The following is a 25,431-nucleotide window of genomic DNA, read 5'->3' on the forward strand; positions in this document are numbered from 1 at the left end:
GCTCAGTCCTCCTGGGTCACGCGCAACAGTTCATCGAGGCTGGTCGAGCCATCAAGTACCCGCCGCAGCCCATCCTGAAACAGGCTCGGGGAGCTGTTGCGTGCTTCACGCTGAAGCTCCGGCTCGCTGGCCCCGCGATGAATCAATGCCGAGAACGCCGGATTGACGCTGATCAGTTCATAAATGCCGATCCGTCCGCGATACCCCTGCTGGCAATGCTCACAACCCACGGCCCGATAAAGGCTTGGCGCCGCATCGACCGCCAAGCCGAGCCGCAGGCTCTGGGCCGCATCCGCCACATAGGGTGATTTGCATTCGGAGCACAGCGTACGCAATAGACGCTGGGCCAGCACACCGACCAGCGAAGACGCCAACAAGTACGCGTCGACTTCCATGTCCAGCAACCGGGTCACTGCACCCACCGCGCTGTTGGTGTGCAAGGTCGACAGCACCAGGTGACCGGTCAAGGAAGCCTGCACAGCAATTTCCGCGGTTTCGCGGTCACGAATTTCGCCCACCATCACCACGTCCGGATCCTGACGCAGGATCGCCCGCAAACCCCGGGCGAACGTCATATCGACCTTGGGGTTGACCGGGGTCTGGCCAATGCCCGGCAGGTGATATTCGATCGGATCCTCGACGGTCAGGATATTGCGTGTCTGATCATTTAGATGGGTCAGCGCGGCATACAGGCTAGTGGTCTTGCCCGAGCCCGTCGGACCTGTGACCAGAAAGATCCCGTGGGGTTTGCCAAGCATTTGTTGAAACCGCACCAGCGTCTCGGCCGGCATGCCCAGACGCTGCAGGTCGAGGCGACCGGCCTGCTTGTCGAGCAAACGCAAAACCACTCGCTCGCCATGGGCCGAAGGCAGGGTCGACACCCGCACGTCAACCTCGTGGCCAGCCAGACGCAAGGCGATACGACCGTCCTGAGGAATACGCTTCTCGGCGATATCCAGCCTGGCCATGACCTTGATTCGTGACACCAGAAGATTCGCCAGCTCACGCTTGGGCCGTAGCACTTCACGCAATTGACCGTCGACCCGCATGCGCACCGACAGGTACTGTTCGAACGTTTCCAGGTGCACGTCAGAGGCCTTTTCGCGGACGGCTTCGCTGAGCAACGCGTTGATCAGACGAATGATCGGTGCATCGCCCTCCTGCTCCAGCAAGTCGGCAGTCTGCGGTACCTGATCCGCCAGACTGACCAGATCCAGTTCATCGTCCAGCCCCTGTGCGACTTGCTCGGCGGCGCTTTTTCCGGCGCGATAACACTGCGCCAGACGCAGGGCGAACGTCTGTTCGTCGAGCCGCTGCCAGGGCAGATCCCGGGGACTCAAACGGCGCACTTCGGCCAGCGCAGTCAACGGGGTGTCATCGCGAAACAGTACGCGCAAATCGTCCCCCTCGCCTTCGAGCAACACCCCGAAACGACGGGCAAAGCCGAATGGCAATCTAGCAGGGGACTTCGGCACCGCACTCATGGTGCTCGCACCTTGTCTTTGCGCAGATCAATCAGTTGATTGTCGTTGGAGCCTTCGAACAATTGTTGTGGGTCTCGTGGCAACAACAATGAGTTGTTCTGCCGCGCGCCCGGTTTGCTCAAGTGACGCAGGTCGTTGTAACGATCCTCGGTGATCTCGGTGAGGTTCTCTCTGCTGCGGACGATGGTCGGGCGCAGGAACACCATGAGATTGGTCTTGGTCACGGTGTCTTTGCTTGAGCGGAACAGCCCGCCGATCAGCGGAATGCGGCCGAGGAACGGCACACTGCTTTCCACCGTCCGCACGCTGTCCTTGATCAAGCCGCCAATCACGATGATCTCGCCGTCATCAGCCAGAATGGTGCTCTTGAGCGAGCGCTTGTTGGTGATCAGGTCTTCGCTGGTGAGGCCGCTGACCGCAGGCGCGATTTCGGAGTTTTCCTGCTCGACTTCCAGCCTGAGTGTCGAGCCCTCGTTGATGTGTGGCTTGATCTTCAGGCTGATGCCGACGTCCTTGCGCTCGACCGTGGTAAAGGGATTATCCGAGCCGCTGCTGGAGGTGGTGTAGGAGCCCGTCTTGAACGGCACGTTCTGCCCCACCAGAATTTCTGCCTGCTGGTTGTCCAGCGTCAGCAGGCTCGGCGTCGACAACAAATTGTTACGGGCATTGCTAGCCAACGCGGTCACCAGAACGCCGAAACGATCACCGCCGATTTTCAGTGCAGCGCCTTCCGGCAACTTGACGTTGGCTCCCGAACCCAAGAGCCCGGCAATCGTGCTTCCAGCGCCCGGAAAGGTAATGCCGCCCTTGACGTCACCGCCATTCACGCCCCATTGCACGCCGAGCGCTTCATTGATGTCGCCGGAGATTTCGACGATCGCGGCATGAATCAGCACCTGAGCGCGTGGCTGGTCGAGTTGACGGACAATATTCTCGATGGTGCGCACCTGCGCCGGCTCGGCAATGACTACCAGCGCGTTCTGGCTCTCATCGGCCTTGACCACCACAGGGGAGGCCGGCGAATTATCTTTGCCAATGCCCGAACCACCGGCCGCTTTCATTCCCTGACTCATGGAATCAAGCACCTCGGCCAACTGCTTGGCGTCACTGTGGCGCAGACGTATGACCCTGGAGTTGTCAGCGCGGGCGTTGGCGGGTGTATCGAGCGCCCGTGCCATATCGATCAACCGCTGCCGGGCGACCTGTGTGCCCAGAATCACCAGACGATTGCTGCGGCCATCAGCGATAACCTGGCTGCCGGACTCCAGGTTCTGTTTGCCGATCGACTGCTCCATGACTTTGGCAATCTCAACGGCCAGGCCATAGCGCAACTCAACAACGGCGTGTGCATTTTTGGCACCGGAATCCAGTTGCCGCACTATCTCGCTGATGCGGCGAACGTTGCCGGCGCTGTCGGTAACGATCAATGCGTTGGCCGAAGCGGAGGGTCCGATATAGCCATTGGTGGACACCAACGGACGAATCAACCCGGCGAGATCGGCGGCAACACTGGCGTTCAACTCGATGACTTGAGTGACGAACTCGGTGCTCGACGCCGTGTGGCCGTTTTCGCTTCCAGCGCGCGCCTTGGCTTCGCCCGCCGGAATGATCAGCAAGCGATCACCCTGATCAACAGCGGCGAAACCGTGGGCATCGAGCACGGAGAAGAACAGACGCCGAACACCCTCACGGTCCAGCGGCTGTTTGGAAAGCACGGTGATTCGGCCCTGAACACGCGGATCAAGAATCACCGTGGAGCCGAGTATCGAAGACATCTCCTGCACGACATCGCGCAACTCCGCATCCTTCATGGACAACTGCCATTGCGGCGCTTCCGCCATTACAACGCCTTGAACCAACAACGGTGCGAACGCCAGAAACCGCAAGACGCGGCGTGCAGAAAACCGGAAGAGCATAGTCATGCGATCAATCACTTTGGCCACTGTAGGGCGTGGGTTGGAGATAAAGGTTGGCGCTTGCGCCAGCAACGCCGGGTGAACTGCCTTCGATGGGCAGCAACCAGCGTTTGGCCGACATTTCGATGGGCAAGACTTCTTCGCGGCCATTGCGCCAGAACACCACCTGGCCGACCTCGATGCGGCGCAGCACACTGCCGCCCGGCAAGGTGTCGCCGAGCCGGTAGGTCCGTTCACCGTCAGTGCCGGCCAACAGCGCTCGGGAGTCACCGGTACTGGAAACAAAACTGGCCTTGAGCACTAACGCCTCACTGCTTCGGGCCAGTGACTCTTGCGCTACCAGCCCCAGCAACGAAGCAATCGCCCCCGGATTGAACGGCGCCTGTGCGTCAACTGAGGGAGACGGTTTGATCGCAAGGTTCGCCAGAACGGGAAGCGTGTCGCGCCAGGCGCGCTCCTTCCACAGCAATACACCGCCACACACCAGCGGCAGCAGCAACGTCGAGCCGAGAAACACCGAGATCTTTCTGGAGGGCGCCATCGATAAAAACGTCAAGGGCGGCTCAACTCAAACGATCGAAGTCTGTCGGTGAGCAACTCCTGCGCAGACACGGGTTGCCTTGGGAAAACGGGTTTTCTGTTCATGTCTTCACGTTCCGATCCACACATCCAGGGTATGCCTCGCATCCCCACTGACGACGCCGAACAGCCATGACGGCTGTCCGGCGTCGAACGGCTAGGGATTACCTGGCAATCCAGGCGTCCTGCCAGTTGGAACCAATACCTGGCTCATACTGATTGGCGGAGGGGCTGTAAGACTTGCACCAGCCTTCGAACGGGAACGGCTTGCACTCATAGACCTTGCCGTTTTTTGGCTGCAGCACTTGGGTACCGGCCTTGTAACTGCCAATCCCGGCAGGGAACTCAAAGGCGTGATCGCCACCGCCGGCTGTACCGGTCATTTCAAAACGCTTGGCGTCTTGAAGATTGATCCGGCCATCCTTGCTGCTGCCAACCAGCAATACCTGGTGTGCACCGGGCGAACTGGTTACCTGAACGCTGATCGGCGCAGTGGTGGCATTGACCAGTTGTTTCGCATAGCCCACTTGCTTGTTGTTGGCATCCACCACGGTGGCCTCAACGGTCAGTTCGCGGTTGGTCATGACCGTGAGGTCGACTTTCGCCTTACCTTTGTCCAGCACAAACTCACTCGCCATGTTGTGGACGTGCATGTAAGCGTCGATATCGCTGACTATTACCGTTTGCAGCTGATAGCTGGTAACACCACTTTCAACCTTGGCGTACAAGCCATTCGTGCCCTTGACCGGGGCAATATTGCCTTCGGCGTCACGTACACCGGCACGTATCAGTTTCTGGGTCGCGTTGACCTTTTCGGCCAGTTTGTAGGACCAGTTCTGCGGCAGGCCTTCTTCTGTTGAATCGATCGTGATCCCGACACTGTATTCAGCGCTTTCAGCTCCGCCTAAGAATGCGCGGGCGTTAACCTTGTCGCCGATGCCCAGGGTTCTGTTCGGGGCGATGTTGCCGACATCATTCCAACTGTCCACAGGACCTGGTCCCGGTCCCGGTCCCGGTCCCGGTCCCGGTTCCGTATTGCCATCGGCAGTGATGTTCACATCAATGACTTTATGGAAAGCCGACTTTGTGTCATCGACAGTCCAGATACCGAGAATGACGTGATGCCCACTGCGATCGGCCGGGATCGTGCATTTGTGCTTTTCTTTTCCTGGGCCAGCGCCGCCCGACGGCCCGGCAATCGGCGAGCTGCCGTTGGCCTCCACCACGCAAAACGGTGTGGTATCGAACGACGCACGCTTGAGCGGTTCATTCGGGTTCCAGCCGGTTTTGGTGATGAAGTATTCCCAACGAGTGGTTCGATGGGCGGCGGTGTAGTTCCAGGCAAACTCGACATTGCGGTTCTTGATTTCATTCAAATGCCAGCGGGTAGCCGTTTGAATATCCATCTCGGAAAACGAACCGTTTTCGGCACTTGGAATCTTGCCATCGACCGGCCCCGCAGACGGGAAACCTTTAGGCCCCTCACCCACACTGTGTGGCTCATATTGAGCACCACCGCAATTTGTATTGACGCCCAATCGGCAAGAGTAAGCTCGCTCAGGCGGCTCGGTAATATAGCCATGCGCCGCCACTTGCTGAGAAGCCAACAGTGAAGCCAGCAGGGTCAACGAGGATGCACACCCGGCGAGGATCCCCGCTGATGAAATGTTTTTCGTCATCTTGCTCTCCAATTAACACACTTACGACGTTGGTTTTTTGCCGCACGAGTTCCTTCTCCAGAACAAGCCGCTGCCGCGACATGGCTGGTCCTCTGATATTCCATAATCAAACTAACGATCGAGACTTCGCTGACGGCATCAACTGTTATCTCGGCATGCACAGTCACTCTGCGAGAGATATCCAAGCGTGATGCCGTCATCGATGTCGGTGCGATTTTGCTTTGACGAAAATCTTACTCGAGAAACCTGCACGCCTGAAATAGAGGGGTTTCTGGCACTTTTTACGAAATAGCCAACTGCTTTGTGCAAAGAAAAAATTTTTAACGTTATCGCAATCACAGCGCACAGAGGCGAAAAAAAACCGCTCTAAAACAGTGCACTCAATAGTGGCCCAATGATATCTAGCGAGACAAAACGTAGCGAAAAACCGTCGATATGTTGGATAAAAATATCGATCAGGCAAGAACTTCGCAACCAATACACAGCAAGACCATAACGCTACGAAATATTTTGTTAAATATTTCAAGTGCTAAAAATAACCGACCGAATCAATAGGATTTTTATAAACCTGATAACTGTTACTTCACTACCCACCTGAAAACTGCAAACTTCCTTATTCAAACAAACATTCCAGATAGTGCCGACCAACAACTAAAAACTTACGACTAATAATATTAATGGCCATTAATGTTTTGAGAGATTCATCACACGACGCAAGCACTTTGTTCGCGTCAATGGCGTGCTTTTATTCAGCAGATGAGGAGAAAACCGGCAGACGTCAGACGTCCCGGACGCATACGCACCCGATCAATACTGAGAGAGAGGGAGAGAGAGGGAAGCGAGGAGGACAACGAAGGAACATTGAATCAATTGCCCTGCCCGATTCCGGGGCAGGGCAAACAACAACCACTGTGTCAGTTACTCGTGATACTGCGCCGACAGCTCATGCACCGCACGCAAGAACGCACCAGCGTGTTCCGGATCGACCTCAGGCGTGATGCCGTGACCGAGGTTGAACACGTGGCCACTGCCCTTGCCGTAGCTGGCCAGGATACGTCCGACTTCGGTGCGGATCGCTTCCGGCTTGGCGTAGAGCACGGTCGGGTCCATGTTGCCTTGCAGGGCAACCTTGTCACCAACGCGAGCGCGGGCGTTGCCGATGTCGCAGGTCCAGTCCAGGCCCAGTGCGTCGGCGCCTGCTTGGGCGATGCTTTCCAGCCACAGACCGCCGTTCTTGGTGAAGAGGATCACCGGCACTTTGCGACCGTCGTGCTCGCGGATCAGGCCGCTGACGATTTTCTTCATGTAGGCCAGGGAGAACTCCTGGTACGCCGCCGCCGACAGGTTGCCGCCCCAGGTGTCGAAGATCTGCACCGCTTGCGCACCGGCCATGATCTGGCCGTTGAGGTACGAAGTCACCGACTGCGCGAGTTTATCCAGCAGCAGGTGCATGGCTTGCGGGTTGTCGTAGAGCATCGCCTTGGTCTTGCGGAAGTCTTTCGACGAGCCGCCTTCGACCATGTAAGTGGCCAGCGTCCACGGGCTGCCGGAGAAGCCGATCAGCGGCACACGGCCGTTGAGTTCACGGCGGATGGTGCTGACCGCGTCCATCACGTAGCCGAGGTCTTTGTGCGGATCAGGGATCGGCAGGGCTTCGATGTCGGCCAGGGTGCTGACGACTTTCTTGAAGCGCGGACCTTCACCGGTCTCGAAGTACAGGCCCTGGCCCATGGCATCGGGAATGGTGAGGATGTCGGAGAACAGGATCGCCGCGTCCAGTTGTGGATAGCGGTCGAGCGGTTGCATGGTGACTTCGCACGCGAATTCCGGATTCATGCACAGGCTCATGAAGTCACCGGCGTGGGCACGGCTGGCGCGGTATTCCGGCAGGTAGCGGCCGGCCTGACGCATCATCCACACGGGGGTGACGTCTACGGGTTGCTTGAGCAGGGCGCGGAGGAAACGGTCGTTCTTCAGGGCAGTCATGTCGGCATCCGGAAAAAAAGTGCGGGCATTTTCTCAGAGCGCGAGGCAAAAGGCACGGATGCAGGTCAGCCTTTTGTCTATCGGGTCAATTTATTGCGTTGGAATGCAGATTTTTGCAGCACGCAAAACAACTGTGGGAGCGAGCCTGCTCGCGAAGAGGCCGGCACATCCAACATTTAAGTTGGCTGACAGACCGCTTTCGCGAGCAGGCTCGCTCCCACAAGTTTATTGCGCTTGGCTCAGGAGCCGGGTTTAGACGCCCAGGTAATCCAGAATCCCTTCGGCGGCGTTGCGGCCTTCGAAGATCGCCGTCACCACCAGGTCGGAACCGCGCACCATGTCGCCACCGGCAAAGATTTTCGGATTGCTGGTCTGGTGCTTGTACTGACCTTGCTCAGGCGCAACGACGCGGCCCTGGCTGTCGGTCTGGATCTCGAACTGCTCGAACCACGGCGCCGGGCTCGGGCGGAAACCGAAGGCGATAACCACGGCGTCGGCCGGGATGATCTCTTCGGAGCCCGGGATCGGCTCAGGGCTGCGACGGCCACGGGCGTCCGGTTCGCCGAGACGGGTCTCGACCACTTTGACGCCTTCGACCTTGTCTTCACCAACGATGGCGATCGGCTGGCGGTTGTAGAGGAATTTCACGCCCTCTTCCTTGGCGTTCTTCACCTCTTTGCGCGAGCCGGGCATGTTCGCTTCGTCACGACGATAGGCGCAGGTCACCGACTTGGCGCCCTGACGGATCGACGTGCGGTTGCAGTCCATCGCCGTGTCGCCGCCGCCGAGCACCACGACCTTCTTGCCTTTCATGTCGACGAAATCTTCCGGCGACTTTTCAAAGCCCAGGTTGCGATTGACGTTGGCGATCAGGAAGTCCAGCGCGTCATACACGCCCGGCAGATCTTCACCGGCAAAACCGCCCTTCATGTAGGTGTAAGTGCCCATGCCCATGAACACCGCATCGTATTCGGCGAGCAGTTGTTCCATGGTCACGTCTTTGCCGACTTCGGTATTCAGACGGAACTCGATACCCATGCCGGTGAAGACTTCGCGACGATTGCTCAGCACGGTCTTTTCCAGCTTGAACTCGGGGATGCCGAAGGTCAGCAAACCACCGATTTCCGGGTTCTTGTCGAACACCACCGGAGTCACGCCACCGCGTACCAGCACGTCGGCACAACCCAGACCCGCCGGGCCTGCGCCGATGATCGCGACACGTTTGCCGGTCAGTTTGACCTTGGACATGTCCGGGCGCCAGCCCATGGCGAACGCGGTGTCGGTGATGTACTTCTCGACCGAACCGATGGTCACCGCGCCGAAACCGTCGTTAAGGGTGCAGGCACCCTCGCACAGACGATCCTGCGGACACACGCGGCCGCAGACTTCCGGCAGGGTGTTAGTCTGGTGTGACAGCTCGGCGGCCTGAAGGATGTTGCCTTCGGCCACCAGCTTCAACCAGTTGGGAATGAAGTTGTGCACCGGGCACTTCCATTCGCAATACGGGTTGCCGCAACCCAGACAGCGGTGGGCCTGATCGGCCGACTGCTGGGGTTTGAACGGTTCGTAGATTTCGACGAACTCTTTCTTGCGTTGACGCAACAGTTTCTTCTTCGGATCTTTGCGCCCGACATCGATGAACTGGAAGTCGTTATTCAGACGTTCAGCCATTGTTAAAACCTCATCAAACTCTTCAGGCGCATATCACTGCGGGTTGGCACGAGTGCTGGAAAGCAACGATTTCAGGTTGGCAGCCTTCGGCTTGACCAGCCAGAAACGGCGCAAGTAGTCATCGAGGTTCTCGGCGAGTTCACGACCCCACTCGCTGTCGGTTTCGGCGACGTACTCGTTCAGCACGTTTTGCAGGTGGCTGCGATAAGCCTCCATCGCTTCGCCGCTGATCCGCTGGATTTCCACCAGTTCGTGGTTGACCCGGTCAACGAAGCTGTTGTCCTGATCGAGCACGTAGGCGAAACCACCGGTCATGCCGGAGCCGAAGTTGTAACCGGTTTTGCCCAGAACGCAGACGAAACCACCGGTCATGTACTCGCAGCAGTGATCGCCAGTGCCTTCCACAACCGTGTGGGCACCGGAGTTACGCACGGCAAAACGCTCGCCTGCGGTGCCGGCGGCGAACAGCTTGCCACCCGTAGCGCCGTACAGGCAGGTATTGCCGATGATGGCGCTTTCCTGAGTCTTATAAACGCTGCCCTTGGGCGGCACGATGGTCAGCTTGCCACCGGTCATGCCTTTGCCGACGTAGTCGTTGGCATCGCCTTCCAGGTACATGTTCAGGCCGCCGGCGTTCCACACGCCGAAACTCTGCCCGGCAGTACCCTTGAAGCGGAAGGTGATCGGCGCCTTGGCCATGCCCTGGTTGCCGTGCTTGCGCGCGATTTCGCCGGAGATCCGTGCGCCGATCGAACGGTCGCAGTTGCAGATGTCCAGGTCGAAGTCGGCGCCGCTCATGTCGTTGATCGCCGACGACGCCAGATCGACCATTTTCTCGGCCAGCAGGCCCAGGTCGAACGGCGGGTTGCGCTCAACGCCGCAGAACTGAGGTTTGTCCGCCGGGATGTGATCGCTGCCCAACAGCGGCGTCAGATCCAGGTGGTTCTGCTTGGCGGTCTGGCCTTCGAGGATTTCCAGCAGATCGGTACGACCGATCAGCTCTTCGAGGGAACGCACGCCCAGCTTGGCCAGCCACTCACGGGTTTCTTCGGCGACGTAGGTGAAGAAGTTCACCACCATGTCGACGGTGCCGATGTAGTGATCCTTGCGCAGCTTCTCGTTCTGAGTCGCAACGCCAGTGGCGCAGTTGTTCAGGTGGCAGATGCGCAGGTATTTGCAGCCCAGCGCGATCATTGGCGCGGTGCCGAAGCCGAAGCTTTCGGCGCCAAGAATCGCTGCCTTGATCACGTCGAGGCCGGTTTTCAGGCCGCCGTCGGTCTGCACCCGGACTTTGCCGCGCAGGTCGTTGCCGCGCAGGGTCTGGTGAGTTTCGGCGAGGCCAAGTTCCCACGGTGCGCCGGCGTATTTGATCGAGGTCAGCGGCGAAGCGCCGGTGCCACCGTCGTAGCCGGAGATGGTGATCAAGTCCGCGTAGGCCTTGGCCACACCGGCGGCGATGGTGCCGACGCCCGCTTCTGCTACCAGCTTCACCGAAACCAGTGCCTTCGGGTTGACTTGTTTCAGGTCGAAAATCAGCTGCGACAAGTCTTCGATCGAGTAGATGTCGTGGTGCGGCGGCGGCGAAATCAGGGTTACGCCCGGCACTGCATAACGCAGCTTGGCGATCAGCCCGTTGACTTTACCGCCCGGCAGTTGCCCACCCTCGCCTGGCTTGGCGCCTTGGGCGACCTTGATCTGCAGCACTTCGGCGTTGACCAGGTATTCCGGCGTCACGCCGAAACGGCCCGTCGCGACCTGCTTGATTTTCGAACTCTTGAGGGTGCCGTAACGCGCCGGGTCTTCGCCGCCTTCGCCGGAGTTAGAACGCGCACCGAGACGGTTCATGGCTTCGGCCAGGGCTTCGTGAGCTTCCGGCGACAAGGCGCCCAGCGAGATACCGGCGGAGTCGAAGCGCTTGAGCACCGATTCCAGCGGTTCGACTTCACTGATGTCCAGCGGCGTGTCGAGGGTCTTGACCTTGAACAGGTCGCGGATCATCGACACCGGGCGGTTGTCCACCAGCGAGGTGTATTCCTTGAACTTGGCGTAGTCGCCCTGCTGCACGGCGGCTTGCAGGGTGTTGACCACGTCCGGGTTGTACGCGTGATATTCGCCACCGTGGACGAATTTCAGCAGACCGCCCTGCTGGATCGGCTTGCGCGGGCTCCAGGCTTCGGTGGCCAGTGCTTTCTGCTCGGCTTCGATGTCGACGAAACGCGCGCCCTTGATGCGGCTCGGCACACCACGGAAGCTCAGCTCGCAGACTTCTTCGGACAGGCCGATGGCTTCGAACAACTGCGCACCACGATACGAGGCGATGGTCGAGATGCCCATCTTCGACAGGATCTTCAGCAGACCTTTGGTGATGCCCTTACGGTAGTTCTTGAACACCTCGTAGAGGTCGCCCAGCACTTCACCGGTACGGATCAAGTCGCCCAGCACTTCGTAGGCCAGGAACGGATAGACCGCCGAGGCACCGAAACCGATCAACACCGCGAAGTGATGCGGATCGCGCGCGGTGGCGGTTTCAACGAGGATGTTGGAGTCGCAGCGCAGGCCTTTTTCGGTCAGGCGGTGGTGTACCGCACCGGTGGCCAGCGAAGCGTGGATCGGCAGTTTGCCCGGGGCGATATGACGGTCGCTCAGAACGATCTGGGTACGACCGGCGCGCACGGCTTCTTCAGCCTGATCGGCGACGTTGCGGATGGCCGCTTCGAGGCCGACGCTTTCATCGTAGTTGAGGTCGATGATCTGCCGCTCGAAACCCGGGCGGTCGAGGTTCATCAGCGAGCGCCACTTGGCCGGGGAAATGACCGGCGAGCTGAGGATCACGCGCGAGGCGTGTTCCGGCGACTCCTGGAAGATGTTGCGCTCGGCACCGAGGCAGATTTCCAGCGACATCACGATCGCTTCACGCAGCGGGTCGATCGGCGGGTTGGTGACCTGCGCGAACTGCTGACGGAAATAGTCGTACGGCGTGCGCACGCGCTGGGACAGCACAGCCATCGGCGTGTCGTCGCCCATCGAACCCACGGCTTCATAGCCTTGTTCGCCCAGCGGACGCAGTACCTGATCACGCTCTTCGAACGTGACCTGATACATCTTCATGTATTGCTTGAGCTGATCGACGTCGTAGAAAGCCGAACCGTGATCGTTGTCTTCCATGGTCGCCTGAATGCGCAGGGCATTCTTGCGCAGCCATTGCTTGTACGGATGACGGGATTTCAGACGGTTGTCGATCGCGTCGGTGTCGAGGACCTGCCCGGTTTCGGTGTCCACGGCAAGGATCTGCCCCGGACCGACACGGCCCTTGGCGATGACGTCTTGCGGCTGGTAGTTCCAGACGCCGATTTCCGAAGCAACGGTGATGAAACCGTTGGTGGTGGTGACCCAGCGCGCCGGGCGCAGACCATTACGGTCGAGCAGGCACACCGCGTAACGACCATCGGTCATCACCACGCCGGCCGGGCCGTCCCACGGCTCCATGTGCATCGAGTTGTACTCGTAGAACGCACGCAGATCCGGGTCCATGGTTTCGACGTTCTGCCACGCAGGCGGAATGATCATCCGCACGCCACGGAACAGGTCGATGCCGCCGGTGACCATCAGTTCGAGCATGTTGTCCATGCTCGAGGAGTCGGAACCGACACGGTTGACCAGCGGGCCGAGCTCTTCCAGATCCATCAGATCGTTGGTGAACTTGGTTCGACGGGCCTGCGCCCAGTTACGGTTACCGGTAATCGTATTGATCTCGCCGTTGTGGGCGAGAAAGCGGAATGGCTGGGCCAGCGGCCATTTCGGCAGGGTGTTGGTGGAGAAGCGCTGGTGGAACACGCAGATCGCGGTTTGCAGGCGCTCGTCACTCAGGTCCGGATAGAACGCGGCCAGGTCGGCCGGCATCATCAGGCCTTTATAGATGATGGTCTTGTGCGAAAAGCTGCAGATGTAGTGGTCGGAGTCGACGGCGTTAGACACCGACGAACGACGACGAGCGCTGAACAGCTTGACCGCCATGTCCTGATCGCTCAGGCCTTCGCCGCCGATGTACACCTGTTCGATCTGCGGCAGACGCTCAAGGGCCAGGCGGCCGAGGACGCTGGTGTCGATGGGCACTTTGCGCCAGCCGATCAGTTGCAGGCCTTCAGCGAGGATCTCGCGGTTCATGTTCTCGCGAGCGGCTTCGGCCTTGGCCGGATCCTGGTTGAAGAAGACCATGCCCACAGCGTATTGGTTAGGCAGCTCGACGCTGAAGGCTTCCTGGGCAATCGCACGCAGGAACGCGTCAGGCTTTTGAATCAGCAGACCGCAACCGTCACCGGTCTTGCCGTCGGCGTTAATCCCACCGCGGTGGGTCATGCAGGTCAGGGCCTCAATGGCCGTTTGCAATAGGGTATGACTGGGTTCGCCCTGCATATGGGCTATCAGGCCGAAACCGCAGTTATCCTTGAATTCATCTGGTTGGTACAGACCTGCTTTCATAGACACTTTCTCACCAGGCTGCCTCTTTTCGAGGCAAATTTCTTTTCAATTCAACCACTTGCGATCCGCGCCGAACGTACGCCGGCTTAGCGGGGGCAAAAGGGTGGTCATTGTACACAGCGACACAGACGCTCACAAATTTGACGACGAACTGTCGCAAATCTATGTCGCATTTGTGAAAGGTTTAAAGCGATCTGCTGTGCTAGTCAAAACTTTTTTAATTTTGACCGCAACGACTCAAAGACTACTGTGACGCAGACACCACAAGGCACGCGGCCGCAGGGACGGTTGGCGCTTGCTGGCGAACCGCGTTGCACGCCAACGTGTGCGAGGCAAGGCGCGGGATGCTGCCAATGGTTGTTCCCTTGGCAAATCCCGCAACGCAGCCTCGCACACGTTGGCGCGCAACCCGAAGGGACGCGCCCCATTTTTCGCTGGGCAGCGTTGCTCGGAACTTATTTGGAAAAACCAAACTGCGTTCCTCGCGCCTTGCCCAGCAAAAAATGGGGCGGCGTCGCGGTCGTCAGCAAGCGCCAACCGTCCCTGGAGGCGGCGCGCACTCGTAGAAATTTTGAGGTGCTTGGAGAGGCGGCCTGGGTAAGGCCGCCGAATCTTCAGCGAGTTGTTGCCAGTTCCTGTTGGACGCTAGCGACAGTACGAGGCCAAGGTTTACCAGCCTGAACCTTCGCTGGCAAGGCCTTGATGGCAGAAACAGCCGCATCACGATTGGCGAAGTTGCCGTAGGTGATCACGTAGAGAGGCTTGCCGTTGAGGACTTTCTTGAAATAACGGTACTCGCCGCCCTGCTCCTTGACAAAGCTTTGCGCGGCCACTTCGGAGCTGGTGCCGAGGATCTGCACCACGTAATTGCTCGTCGGCTGACCGGCGTACCAGCTGCCACCGGCGGCTTTGGCCACGGTAACCGGCTTCTCGGCCGGTTTGGCGGCGGCGACTGGTTTGGCCGGCGCTGGAGCCGGTTTCGCCGCTGGCGCTGCCGGAGCAGGCTTGGCGGTGGCGATTTGCGTCGGCGCAGGCACAGGCACAGGCTTGGCAGCCGGGACTGGAACCGGCGTCGGTGCAGGACCGGCCGGAACGCCTGCCGGTGGCGCGGAAGTGGTCACGGTTGGCGGCGTATCGCTGGAGCCTTCCAGTGGCACGCCGTCGTCGCCTTCGGTGATTCCGCCAGCGGCTTCAGCCAACGGGCCGCGCATGACCGGTTGCGAATTGCCGACCAGCGGCAACGGCATCGGCTGCGTGTTGCCGGCGAACTCGACGTTCGGCGCGCCGCCATTCGCAGCGCCCTGGCCCAATGGCAGTTGTGCCTGTTCGTTGGCCGGTGCGCCAGTGGTTGGTGCCTTGTTGCGACCCGGCATCAGCCAGGCGGCGGCGACCGCGACCACAACGACGGCGGAAATCGCCAATACGTGTTTCTTCGGCATGTTGAACCCCATACTTGGACGCTTCACCGCAGAGCGGCTGGCAATCATGACTTCGATCAGAGCATCGCGAGCGACCTGGTTGATATTACCGGGCCAACCCTCGGAGCTTTCGTGAATATCAGAGATCTGATCCGCGGTGAAAAGTTCGACACCCCGGCCCGCGCCTTCAAGCCGCTGATCGAGATACTCGCGGGTCTCTTCTTCAGTGTACGGCTGCAGTTCGATGACGTGGAAACGCTCTTCCTCAAGGTGCAAAGCCTCAAGCTGAGCGATCAGCGACGACTCACCGAACAGGAACACATGGGGGCGACCTTCCGGCGCGCCGGCACCCAGCGCCATCAGCGCCTCGAGGGCGGACTCGTCGAGCTGCTCGGCGTCGTCCACCAGCAGATAGACTTCCTGACCGGTCAGCGCCAACTGCACCACCTGGTCCAGAATCGCGCCAACGTCAGCCTGCGCCACGTTCAGCGCCTGAGCCACCTGACGCAGCACGCCCGCCGCATCGCCGGCACCGCGCGCGGAAACCACCACGCTCTGCACCGATTGCTTGTTGGTGCTGGCCACCAGTGCCTGACGCAGCAAAGTCTTGCCACTGCCCTGTGGGCCGGTCACCACCAGCAACAACTGGCTGTAACGCGCCAGATGATGCAGCTGGCCCAGCACTGGCTTGCGCTGGGCCGGGAAGAATTTGAAGCCCGGCACCCGCGGCGCGAAGGGGTCGTGACTTAACTGGAAATGGCCGAGAAACGCCTCGTCGGCATGCAAACTAGTCATCGGAATCTTATTAACCTTTAAGCTGAGCCAGGGCGCGGTAATCCGCTCCCAGCGTGGCCTGTAGAACCTCTTTCGGATAATCGTCGGTCACTACCGCTTCGCCCATCCGGCGCAGCAGCACCAGGCGCAGACGACCGTCGATCACTTTTTTATCAATAGCCATGTGTTCGAGAAAATCAGCTTCACTCATCTCTGCAGGCGGGATCACCGGCAGACCGGCGCGCTGAAACAGACGAATGCCGCGATCGCGCTCCTGCTCGCTGATCCAGCCCAGACGCGCGGACATTTCCAACGCCATCACGGTGCCAGCGGCGACCGCCTCACCATGTAGCCAGACACCATAGCCCATGTGGGTCTCGATGGCGTGGCCGAAGGTGTGGCCGAGATTGAGCGTGGCGCGCACGCCGGTTTCCTTCTCATCGGCACCGACCACCGCTGCCTTGGCTGCGCAGGAACGCTCGATGGCGTACGTCAGGGCTTTTTGATCCAGCGCACGCAGGGCGTCGACATTGTCTTCGAGCCAGGTCAGGAACGGCTCGTCGCAGATCAGACCGTACTTGATGACTTCCGCCAGACCCGCCGACAGCTCGCGCTCAGGCAGGGTTTTCAGGGACGCGGTGTCGATCAGCACCACGTTCGGCTGGTAGAACGCGCCAACCATGTTCTTGCCCAGCGGGTGGTTGATCCCGGTCTTGCCGCCCACCGACGAATCGACCTGGGACAGCAATGTGGTAGGAATCTGGATGAAATCGACGCCACGCTGATAGCAGGCAGCGGCGAAACCGGCCATGTCGCCGATCACACCGCCGCCCAAGGCGATCACGGTGGTGCGGCGGTCATGACGGGCGGTCAGCAGACCGTCGAAGATCAGTTGCAGGGTTTCCCAGTTCTTGAAGGCTTCGCCGTCCGGCAGCACCACCGAGATCACCGAGAACTGCGCAAGGCCGCGAGTCAGACGTTCGAGATAGAGTGGCGCAACGGTCTCGTTGGAGATGATTGCCACTTGCCGCCCATGGATATGCGGAGCCAGCAGCTCGGGCTGATCCAACAAACCTTCGCCAATATGAATCGGGTAGCTGCGCTCGCCTAGATCGACCTTGAGTGTCTGCATGTGTCCCCACAGTGAAGATGAAGCAGGCGTCCTGCCCTGAATTATTGGTTGTCTGCGGCCTGTAGCGGGTATGACGCCGCTCGCACGCCATCCGCCACAACCTCGACCGGCTGTGACAGGACGCCGAGGATAGCGCATTTCGGGCGATGCTTTAACGGGGTGGAAGCTGCGCCAGGCGGTCGAGAATGTCGAGCACCACCATACGTGGCGGCCGCTCGTCGGTTTCCACCACCAGATCGGCGATTTCCCGATAGAGCGGATCCCGGATGGCGAGCAGGTCGCGCAGGGTTTTCTCGGGATTGGCGGTGCGCAGCAGCGGCCGATTGCGATCGCGAGCCGTGCGGCCGACCTGCTGCTCGACGGAGGCGTGCAAATACACCACGCGCCCGCCCTCATGCAGGGCCTTGCGATTGGCCTCACGCATTACCGCACCACCGCCGGTCGCCAGCACCACGCCGTCGAACGTGCACAGCTCGGCGATCATCGCCTGCTCACGATCACGAAAGCCGGGCTCGCCTTCCTTGTCGAAGATCCACGGGATATTGGCGCCCGTGCGCAGTTCAATTTCCTTGTCGGAATCTTTGAACGGCAGGCGCAGCTCTTTGGCCAGTAATCGGCCGATGGTGCTTTTTCCAGCGCCCATCGGTCCTACAAGAATCAAATTTCGCACAGAATCAACGACTCACAGCAATCGCCTGGTTATTCATGATACGCGGAGTGAGAAATACCAGCAGCTCGGATTTTTTCTCCGAAACCACATCACGCCGGAAAAGGCGGCCAAGATACGGCACATCGCCAAGAAATGGCACCTTATCTACGACCTTGCTTTGAGTATTTGAGAAAACGCCCCCAATCACGATGGTTTCGCCGTCGTTAACCAGCACCTTGGCGTTGACCTCGTTCTTTTTGATCGGCGGTACATCCTGCACTTTGTTCAAGTAGTCGGGTTCGTCCTTGGTGACCTTGACCTCCATGATGATGCGGTTGTCGGGGGTGATCTGCGGCGTCACTTCCAGCGACAGCGACGCCTCCTTGAACGACACCGACGTGGCGCCACTGGAGCTGGCTTCCTGATAGGGAATCTCGGTGCCTTTGAGGATCTTCGCGGTTTCCTTGTCGGAGGTGACCACCTTCGGTTGCGAGACGATTTCGCCGTTGCCGGTCTTCTCCATGGCGGTCAGCTCAAGATCGAGCAAAACGTTATCGGTGATGAAGGCAATGCCGATCCCCGAGGTGTTATTGACGGTGCCCATATCGACGAACGGCGAGTTGGTGCTGGTGCTGCCCGGCGTGCCGATGGTGGTCGATGAGCCATTGCTGACCCCGGAAGTGTTCCAGTTACCCTTGTTCTGCACCGAACCGCCCCAGCGCACACCCAGACTCTTGTCGTAATCGACGTTGGCTTCAACGATCCGTGCCTCGATCATCACCTGACGCACTGGAATATCCAGTTGCGCCACGATCCGCCGCAGCTCGTCGAGACGATCCTGGGTCTGGTAGGCAATGATGTTGTTGGTCCGCTCATCGACGGTGATCGAACCGCGCTCGTCGATTTTTGCCTCGGCACTGGTCACCGACTGGAACAGCTTGGCGATGTCCGCTGCCTTGGCGTAATTCACTTGCAACAGTTCTCGGCGCAATGGCGCCAGCTCGGCGATCTGCTTTTGCGACTCCAGTTCCTGGCGCTCGCGGGCGGCGATTTCATCGGCCGGCGCCACCAGCAGCACATTGCCGATCTTGCGTTTATCCAGCCCTTTGGTTTTCAGCACCAGATCCAGCGCCTGATCCCACGGCACGTTTTGCAGACGCAAAGTGATGCCACCCTGCACCGTGTCGCTCGCCACCAGATTGAGATTGGTGAAGTCGGCGATCAGTTGCAGCACCGAGCGCACGTCGATGTCCTGAAAGTTCAGCGACAGCTTGTCGCCAACATAGGCCTGACGGTCGGCGTTGCGTTTTTGCAGGTCGTCCGCCGTGATCGGCCGGATGCTGACGGTCAGTTTGTTGTCGGTCTGGAAAGTCGAGTAATCGAACGTGCCGCTGGGCTCAACGGTGATGATCGCGCGGTCGCCAGTGGTGGCGGCGTTGACGAACTGCACCGGCGTGGCGAAATCCTTGACGTCGAGGCGTACGCGCAGCTTGTCGGGCAGTTGTGTGCGGGCGAAGCTGAGGATGATCTTGCCGTCATGCTCCTGAATGTCCGGGGCGATGGTCGGGTCGGACAGGTCGATGACCACGTTGCCCTCACCCGCCGTGCCGCGTTGAAAGTCTACGCCGCGAATGGCTTTGGTCTTTGGCACAAACGCCTTGGCGGGCGTCGCTGCCGTGGCCGCGCGAGGCGCCGTAACGGCAGCGGGGCGCGGCGCGGCGGCTGGCGCACCCTGCCCCACCACCACGAACAGATTATTGCCTTCAACCCGCGTGTCATAAGGCGCCAACTGCGTGAGGCTGACGATCAGCCGCGTCCGGTCCTTGACTTCAACAACGGTGGCCGTGCGCGCATTGCCGCTGCCCAGATCGTGATTCTTGTTGGCCAACTGGCTGGCCACACCGGGCAAATCCAGCGCGATCCGTGCCGGCGAATCGGTGGTGTAGCCCTTGGGCTGCGGCGGCGGGCCGTCGAACGACAGCTTCAGTTCGACGCGGTCACCCGGCAACGCCGCCACGCTCAGCGTTTTCAGGTTGGCCGCGAGTACCATCGGCGACAACAGCGCTATCCATAGCGAAAAACCGAGGGTGGAGAAAATCCTGTTCATTATTCGACTTCCACTATGAGTGCTCTTTCAAAGGAATGGTGCGCGGACGCTCCAGCCAGGCGCCATCGCCATCAGGCACGATTTCGACCACATCAACCTGGGTGGCGCTGATGGCAACAATGCGCCCGTCATTACGCCCCAGGTAATCGCCAACCTTCAGGCGATGCACTCCACCCGCTCCACGCAACAGCGCGAAAGAACCGGAGGTGTTGCCAATGGTGCCGACCATCTCGAACTGCTCGATGTTGAAACCCTCGAGGTATTGCTTGACCCGGTTGGGGTCGGGCTTGACGTTGCGCGAGCCCTGTTTCTGCCCGGCCAGATCAACGCGCACCTGGCGCGAGAACGGACTGCGCAGGTTGGCGGCGCTGTAAGTGAATGTCGGGTAAGACCGAAATGTCGGGGTTGGTTCAATTTTCCCTGCCGGACGCAGGCGCACTTCATTCATGTAGGCATCGAGGTCGCTGACGTCATCGCTGCCACCGCAACCGTTTAATGCCAGCAGCGCCAACGACAGGACGAAATAACGAATCGGGGTCATTTTTGCAGCCCCTTGTCGTTATAGCGGTAAGTCTTGGCGAGGATGCTCATTCGCAGTTTCGGCCCGCCCTCCTTACTGGCGGGGGCCAGTTCAAAGTCATGCAGGGTGACGATGCGCGGCAACCCGGCCACACCGCTGACGAAAGTGGCGAGGTCGTGATAGGCACCGGTGACGGTGATCTGGATCGGCAGTTCGATGTAGAACTGCTGAGCAACCTCCGGCAGCAGTTTGATCTCTTCGAACTCCAGACCACTGCCCAGACCGGTACGCGTGATGTCTTCCAGCAAGCCTGGCACTTCGGTGTCGCTGGGCAATTGCCGCAGCAAAACGCCGAACGTGTTCTCCATCTCCTTCATCTGCTGGGTGTACAGCTCCAGATTTGCCGACAGCCGCGCCTTGCTGGCGAACTGCTCCCTGAGTGTGGCCTCCTCCTCGCGTTTGGCGTCGAGCTGGTTTTCCATGTCGCTGATGAAAAAGTTGTAGCCAAGCGCCAACACCAACACCATCAACAACGCTCCGGCGATGGTTTTCACGGCCGCCGGCCAGGAACCGATGTTGCTGGTGTCCAGGTCGTTGAAGTCGATGTTGCGCAGACTATCCAGCCATTCGGACGGCTTCATGGCTCGTCCTCCAGGGCCTTGGGCTGGGTCTGACGAACGGTCAGTTGAAATACGTTGGCTTGCTCCAGTTGATCGGCCGAGGTCGCTTTTACTTCGTTCAGGCTCGGCGCATCGAACCAGTCGGACGCGTCCAGATTGCGCATCAACTCGGAGACACGATTGTTCGATTCCGCCGCCCCGCTGATCGACAGGGTTTTGCCGGTCATTTTCACGTCAGTGAAATACACGCCACCGGGCAACGTACGCGCCAGTTGATCGAAGATCCGCCCGCTGACCTGCCGGTTACCCTGCAAGTCCTGGATGATGCGCATGCGTTCGACCAGTTGCTGACGGTGGGCCTTGAGCTCGCTGATCTGCTTGATCCGCTCGTCGACCACGGCGATCTGCTTGCTGATGTAATCGTTGCGCGCCACTTGCCGGGCGATGGCGTTGCTGATGATCTGATCGGCAATGAATACGGCGCCGACCGACCCGACCACCACCCCGATCAAGGTCAGCAGGAAGCGTTTGCGCCGCTCTTCGCGGCGCTCCTCACGCCAGGGTAAAAGGTTGATCCGCGCCATCAGTCGAAACTCCTGAGCGCGAGCCCGCAAGCAATCATCAGGGCCGGCGCGTCACTGGCCAGAGCCCCGGCGTTAACCTTGCTGCTCAAGGCCATGTCGGAAAACGGATTGGCCACTTGGGTCGGGGTATTCAGGCGTTGCTCGATCAGCCGGTCCAGCCCCGGCACCGACGCCGTGCCGCCGGCCAGCAGAATGTGATCCACCGCGTTGTACTGCCCGGAGGCGAAGAAGAACTGCAACGAACGCGAGACCTGCTGTACCAGCGCCTCGCGAAATGGCTGCAGCACCTCACTGACGTAGTCGTCGGGCAGGCCGCCCTGCTTTTTCGCCAGCCCCGCCTGCTCGATGGTCAAGCCGTAGCGGCGCTGGATTTCCTCGGTGAGTTGCCGGCCGCCAAAGAGTTGCTCGCGGGTGTAGATGATCTTGCCGTTGTGCAGGACGCTGAGGGTGGTCATGGTCGCGCCGATGTCGACCACCGCTACGGTCAAACGCTCTTGGGAAGCGGCCAACTGCATCGCGAGCAAACCGAACGAGCGCTCCAGCGCATACGCCTCGACGTCGACCACGCGAGCGGTGAGCCCGGCCAGTGCGAGCGCGGCTTCGCGGACTTCGACGTTTTCCTTGCGGCAGGCGGCGAGCAGAACATTGACCCGCTCGGGGTTGCGCGGTGAGACGCCCTGGACTTCGAAGTCGATGGCGACCTCGTCCAGCGGATAGGGAATGTATTGGTCGGCTTCAATCTTGAGCTGGTTTTCCAGCTCGTCGTCGGTCAGGCCCGCATCCATTTCGATGATCTTGGTGATCACCGCCGAACCGGCCACCGCCACCGCCACGTTCTTGTTGCCGGTGCGCGCCTTGACCAGCAGCCGGCTGAGGGCCTGACCCACCCCTTCAAGCTCGGCGATATTTTTTTCGACCACGGCGTTCGCTGGCAACGGCTCCACCGCGTATGCCTCAACCCGGTAGCGGTCGCCTTGACGGCTCAATTCCAGCAGCTTCACCGACGTGGAGCTGATGTCGATTCCCAGTAACGTATTGGCTTTTTTGTTGAAGAGTCCTAGCACTACCAATTCCCTATGACTTTCCGTGAGTTACGGACTCTGTAATACGCATTGCGTTCCTTCACCCCGTCTTGACAGAAGCGCCAATGACGCCTCCAGCAGAAAAGTGCTTATAATGCCCAGCGTTTTTTTCCGCTTTTTACTGCCAGCGCGGGCCGTTCTGTGTGTAGCCGCAACCCCGTCGCCAAATTCATTCTTGCCCTGGATGTCCAAACGCCTTGATTCGTTTGCTGAAATTTTTCGGTTGGTCCATCGTCGCCGTTTTCTGCGGACTGCTTTTAGGTCTCAGCGGCGCGTATCTTTACCTTAGTCCGGGTTTGCCATCCGTGGAGGCGCTGAGAAGCATTCAGTTGCAGATTCCACTCCGGGTCTACAGCAGCGATAACAAATTGATCGCAGAGTTTGGCGAAATGCGCCGGACTCCGATCCGTTTCGCCGACATTCCCCCCAATTTCATTAATGCGTTACTAAGTGCTGAAGACGACAACTTCGCCAATCACTATGGCGTCGATCCGAGCAGCCTGATGCGCGCCGCGACCCAACTGGTCAAGAGCGGGCACATTCAATCCGGCGGCAGCACCATCACCATGCAGGTGGCGAAGAACTTCTTCCTGACCAGCGAACGCAGCTTCTCGCGCAAAACCACCGAAATTCTTCTGGCCCTGCAGATCGAGCGACAGCTGACCAAGGACGAGATCCTTGAGCTGTACGTCAACAAGATCTATCTGGGCAACCGCGCCTATGGCATCGAGGCGGCGGCGCAGGTGTATTACGGCAAGTCGATCCGTGACGTCAGCCTGGCGCAGATGGCGATGATCGCCGGCCTGCCGAAAGCGCCGTCGCGCTTCAACCCGCTGGCCAACCCGGCGCGCAGCAAAGAACGTCGCGACTGGATCCTTGGACGCATGTACAAACTCGGCAAGATCAGCGAGGCGGACTACACCGCCGCGATCAACGAGCCGCTGAACGCCAGCTATCACGTGCCGACCCCGGAAGTGAACGCGCCGTACATCGCCGAAATGGCCCGTGCCGAAATGGTTGGTCGCTATGGCAGCGACGCCTACACCGAAGGTTTCCGCGTCACCACCACGGTGCCGAGCAACCTGCAGGAAATGGCCAACACCGCGCTGCATGAAGGCTTGATGACCTACGACCAGCGTCACGGCTACCGTGGCCCAGAGTCACGCCTGCCAGGCAAGACCCGCGAGGCGTGGGCAACCGAACTGACCAAACAGCGCACCATCAGCAGCCTGGAACCGGCGATCGTCACGCAAGTCGACAAGAACGGTCTGCAAGTGCTGACCCGTACTGGTGAAGAACATGTGGCCTGGGACACCATGAAATGGGCGCGGCCGTTCCTCAATACCAACAGCATGGGTGCCAACCCGCGCCAGCCGTCGGATGTGGCACAGGTCGGCGATCTGGTTCGCGTGCAGCGCCAGAAAGACAACTCGCTTAAGTTCAGCCAGATTCCGCAGGCGCAAGGTGCACTGGTATCGCTGGATCCGCAGAACGGCGCGATTCGCTCGCTGGTCGGTGGTTTCGCTTTCGAGCAGAGCAACTACAACCGCGCGATGCAGGCCAAGCGCCAGCCGGGTTCGAGCTTCAAGCCGTTCGTCTATAGCGCCGCGCTGGATAGTGGCTATACCGCCGCCACGCTGGTCAACGACGCACCGATCGTGTTCGTCGACGAGTACCTGGACAAGGTCTGGCGTCCGAAGAACGACACCAACACCTTCCTCGGCCCGATCCGTATGCGAGAGGCGCTGTACAAGTCGCGCAACCTGGTGTCGATCCGCTTGCTGCAGGCGATGGGTGTGGGCAAGACCATCGACTACATCACCCGCTTCGGCTTCAACAAGCAGGACCTGCCGCCGAACCTGTCGCTGGCACTGGGCACCGCGACCCTGACGCCGATGGAGATCGCTACCGGTTGGAGCACGTTCGCCAACGGCGGCTACAAGATCACCCCGTACATCATCGACAAGATCGAAAGCCGTAACGGCGACTCGCTGTTCGTCGCCAACCCGCCGACCGTACCGCAGGGTGGCTCGGCCACCGACGGTATCGCCGCGCCGGCCGAGCAGTCGTTCACCGTCAACGCCGCACCGGTTCCGGGTGAAGCCCCAGGCGCTGCAGCGACGCCACAAGCGCCGGCCGTGGCCGAGCGGATCGTCGATGGGCGCACTACGTACATTCTCAACAGTATGTTGCAGGACGTGATCAAGCTCGGCACCGGCCGCCGCGCGCTGGCTCTTGGCCGTAGTGACATCGCCGGTAAAACCGGTACTACCAACGAATCGAAAGATGCCTGGTTCTCCGGTTACAACGCCGATTACGTGACCACGGTGTGGACTGGCTTCGACCAGCCGGAAAGCCTCGGCCGCCGCGAGTTCGGCGGTACAGTCGCGCTGCCGATCTGGATCAACTACATGGGCGCTGCGCTGAAGGACAAGCCGCCTCACGTCCAGCCTGAGCCGGAAGGGTTGCTGAGCCTGCGCGTGGATCCGGTCAGCGGCCGCGCGGCGACGCCGAGCACGCCTGGGGCGTATTTCGAGCTGTTCAAGGCTGAAGACACGCCGCCTTCGGTGAATGAGCTGGGTAATGGCTCGGCACCGGGCAGCCCGTTGCCGGCGGATGAGCAGGCGCCGATCGATCTGTTTTGATTCTGAAGCAGCAAAAAAGCCCCGCCTTCGTGAGAAGTGCGGGGCTTTTTATTGCCTGCCATCTGAGATATTGGCTGTGCTGACGCCTTCGCGAGCAGGCTCGCTC

General features: G+C 59.9%; 16 protein-coding genes. 1 reads left to right on the forward strand and 15 read right to left on the reverse strand.

The window, feature by feature from the left end; all coding sequences use genetic code 11:
• Window positions 1–2: 2 nt before the first annotated feature.
• From gspE to CKW18_RS03340, 15 genes are all read right to left on the reverse strand, one after another.
• Window positions 3–1,484: a type II secretion system ATPase GspE gene (gene gspE, locus CKW18_RS03265; RefSeq protein WP_095187438.1), complete on the reverse strand. Its 1,482-nt coding sequence runs from the start codon at window positions 1,482–1,484 to the stop codon at window positions 3–5.
• Window positions 1,481–3,406 (reverse strand): type II secretion system secretin GspD, encoded by a 1,926-nt coding sequence (gspD, locus tag CKW18_RS03270; RefSeq protein WP_371857602.1) that lies wholly within the window; start codon window positions 3,404–3,406, stop codon window positions 1,481–1,483. The genes gspE and gspD overlap by 4 nt, the downstream gene beginning before the upstream one ends.
• Window positions 3,407–3,410: 4 nt before the next feature.
• Window positions 3,411–3,941: a type II secretion system protein N gene (locus tag CKW18_RS03275; protein ID WP_095187440.1), complete on the reverse strand. Its 531-nt coding sequence runs from the start codon at window positions 3,939–3,941 to the stop codon at window positions 3,411–3,413.
• A 202-nt stretch (window positions 3,942–4,143) separates the two neighbouring features.
• Entirely contained in the window at window positions 4,144–5,607 is a 1,464-nt protein-coding gene (gene gbpA / locus CKW18_RS03280; RefSeq protein ID WP_371857603.1) for an N-acetylglucosamine-binding protein GbpA, read from the reverse strand.
• Between the two features lie 969 nt (window positions 5,608–6,576).
• Window positions 6,577–7,644 carry a uroporphyrinogen decarboxylase gene (gene hemE, locus CKW18_RS03285; protein ID WP_095187442.1) on the reverse strand — a complete coding sequence of 356 codons (1,068 nt, stop codon included), beginning with the start codon at window positions 7,642–7,644 and terminating at the stop codon, window positions 6,577–6,579.
• A gap of 252 nt (window positions 7,645–7,896) precedes the next feature.
• The gene (locus CKW18_RS03290) at window positions 7,897–9,315 is read right to left on the reverse strand and encodes an FAD-dependent oxidoreductase (RefSeq protein ID WP_095187443.1); all 1,419 of its coding nucleotides are present in this window, start codon (window positions 9,313–9,315) and stop codon (window positions 7,897–7,899) included.
• 33 nt (window positions 9,316–9,348) lie between these two features.
• On the reverse strand, window positions 9,349–13,794 hold the full coding sequence (gene gltB, locus CKW18_RS03295) for a glutamate synthase large subunit (protein WP_095187444.1): 4,446 nt from the start codon (window positions 13,792–13,794) through the stop codon (window positions 9,349–9,351).
• A gap of 614 nt (window positions 13,795–14,408) precedes the next feature.
• Entirely contained in the window at window positions 14,409–16,007 is a 1,599-nt protein-coding gene (locus CKW18_RS03305) for an AAA family ATPase (RefSeq protein WP_095187445.1), read from the reverse strand.
• A gap of 10 nt (window positions 16,008–16,017) precedes the next feature.
• On the reverse strand, window positions 16,018–17,118 hold the full coding sequence (gene aroB / locus CKW18_RS03310; protein ID WP_095187446.1) for a 3-dehydroquinate synthase: 1,101 nt from the start codon (window positions 17,116–17,118) through the stop codon (window positions 16,018–16,020).
• 151 nt (window positions 17,119–17,269) lie between these two features.
• Window positions 17,270–17,788, reverse strand: a complete 519-nt coding sequence (aroK, locus tag CKW18_RS03315; RefSeq protein WP_095187447.1) for a shikimate kinase AroK — start codon at window positions 17,786–17,788, stop codon at window positions 17,270–17,272.
• A gap of 4 nt (window positions 17,789–17,792) precedes the next feature.
• Window positions 17,793–19,874, reverse strand: coding sequence for a type IV pilus secretin PilQ family protein (pilQ, locus tag CKW18_RS03320; RefSeq protein ID WP_095187448.1), 2,082 nt, complete (start codon window positions 19,872–19,874; stop codon window positions 17,793–17,795).
• A gap of 13 nt (window positions 19,875–19,887) precedes the next feature.
• Window positions 19,888–20,415, reverse strand: coding sequence for a pilus assembly protein PilP (locus CKW18_RS03325; protein ID WP_095187449.1), 528 nt, complete (start codon window positions 20,413–20,415; stop codon window positions 19,888–19,890).
• The gene (gene pilO, locus CKW18_RS03330; RefSeq protein WP_095187450.1) at window positions 20,412–21,035 is read right to left on the reverse strand and encodes a type 4a pilus biogenesis protein PilO; all 624 of its coding nucleotides are present in this window, start codon (window positions 21,033–21,035) and stop codon (window positions 20,412–20,414) included. The genes CKW18_RS03325 and pilO overlap by 4 nt, the downstream gene beginning before the upstream one ends.
• Window positions 21,032–21,598 carry a PilN domain-containing protein gene (locus CKW18_RS03335; RefSeq protein ID WP_095187451.1) on the reverse strand — a complete coding sequence of 189 codons (567 nt, stop codon included), beginning with the start codon at window positions 21,596–21,598 and terminating at the stop codon, window positions 21,032–21,034. The genes pilO and CKW18_RS03335 overlap by 4 nt, the downstream gene beginning before the upstream one ends.
• The gene (locus CKW18_RS03340) at window positions 21,598–22,662 is read right to left on the reverse strand and encodes a pilus assembly protein PilM (RefSeq protein WP_095187452.1); all 1,065 of its coding nucleotides are present in this window, start codon (window positions 22,660–22,662) and stop codon (window positions 21,598–21,600) included. Before CKW18_RS03340 ends, CKW18_RS03335 begins: the two co-directional genes overlap by 1 nt.
• A gap of 218 nt (window positions 22,663–22,880) precedes the next feature.
• On the opposite strand from CKW18_RS03340, the gene CKW18_RS03345 reads away from it, so the two are divergent.
• Window positions 22,881–25,325 carry a penicillin-binding protein 1A gene (locus CKW18_RS03345; RefSeq protein ID WP_371857606.1) on the forward strand — a complete coding sequence of 815 codons (2,445 nt, stop codon included), beginning with the start codon at window positions 22,881–22,883 and terminating at the stop codon, window positions 25,323–25,325.
• The last annotated feature ends 106 nt before the right edge of the window (window positions 25,326–25,431 follow it).

Source organism: Pseudomonas sp. Irchel 3E19, assembly GCF_900187585.1.
Lineage (GTDB): Bacteria > Pseudomonadota > Gammaproteobacteria > Pseudomonadales > Pseudomonadaceae > Aquipseudomonas > Aquipseudomonas baetica.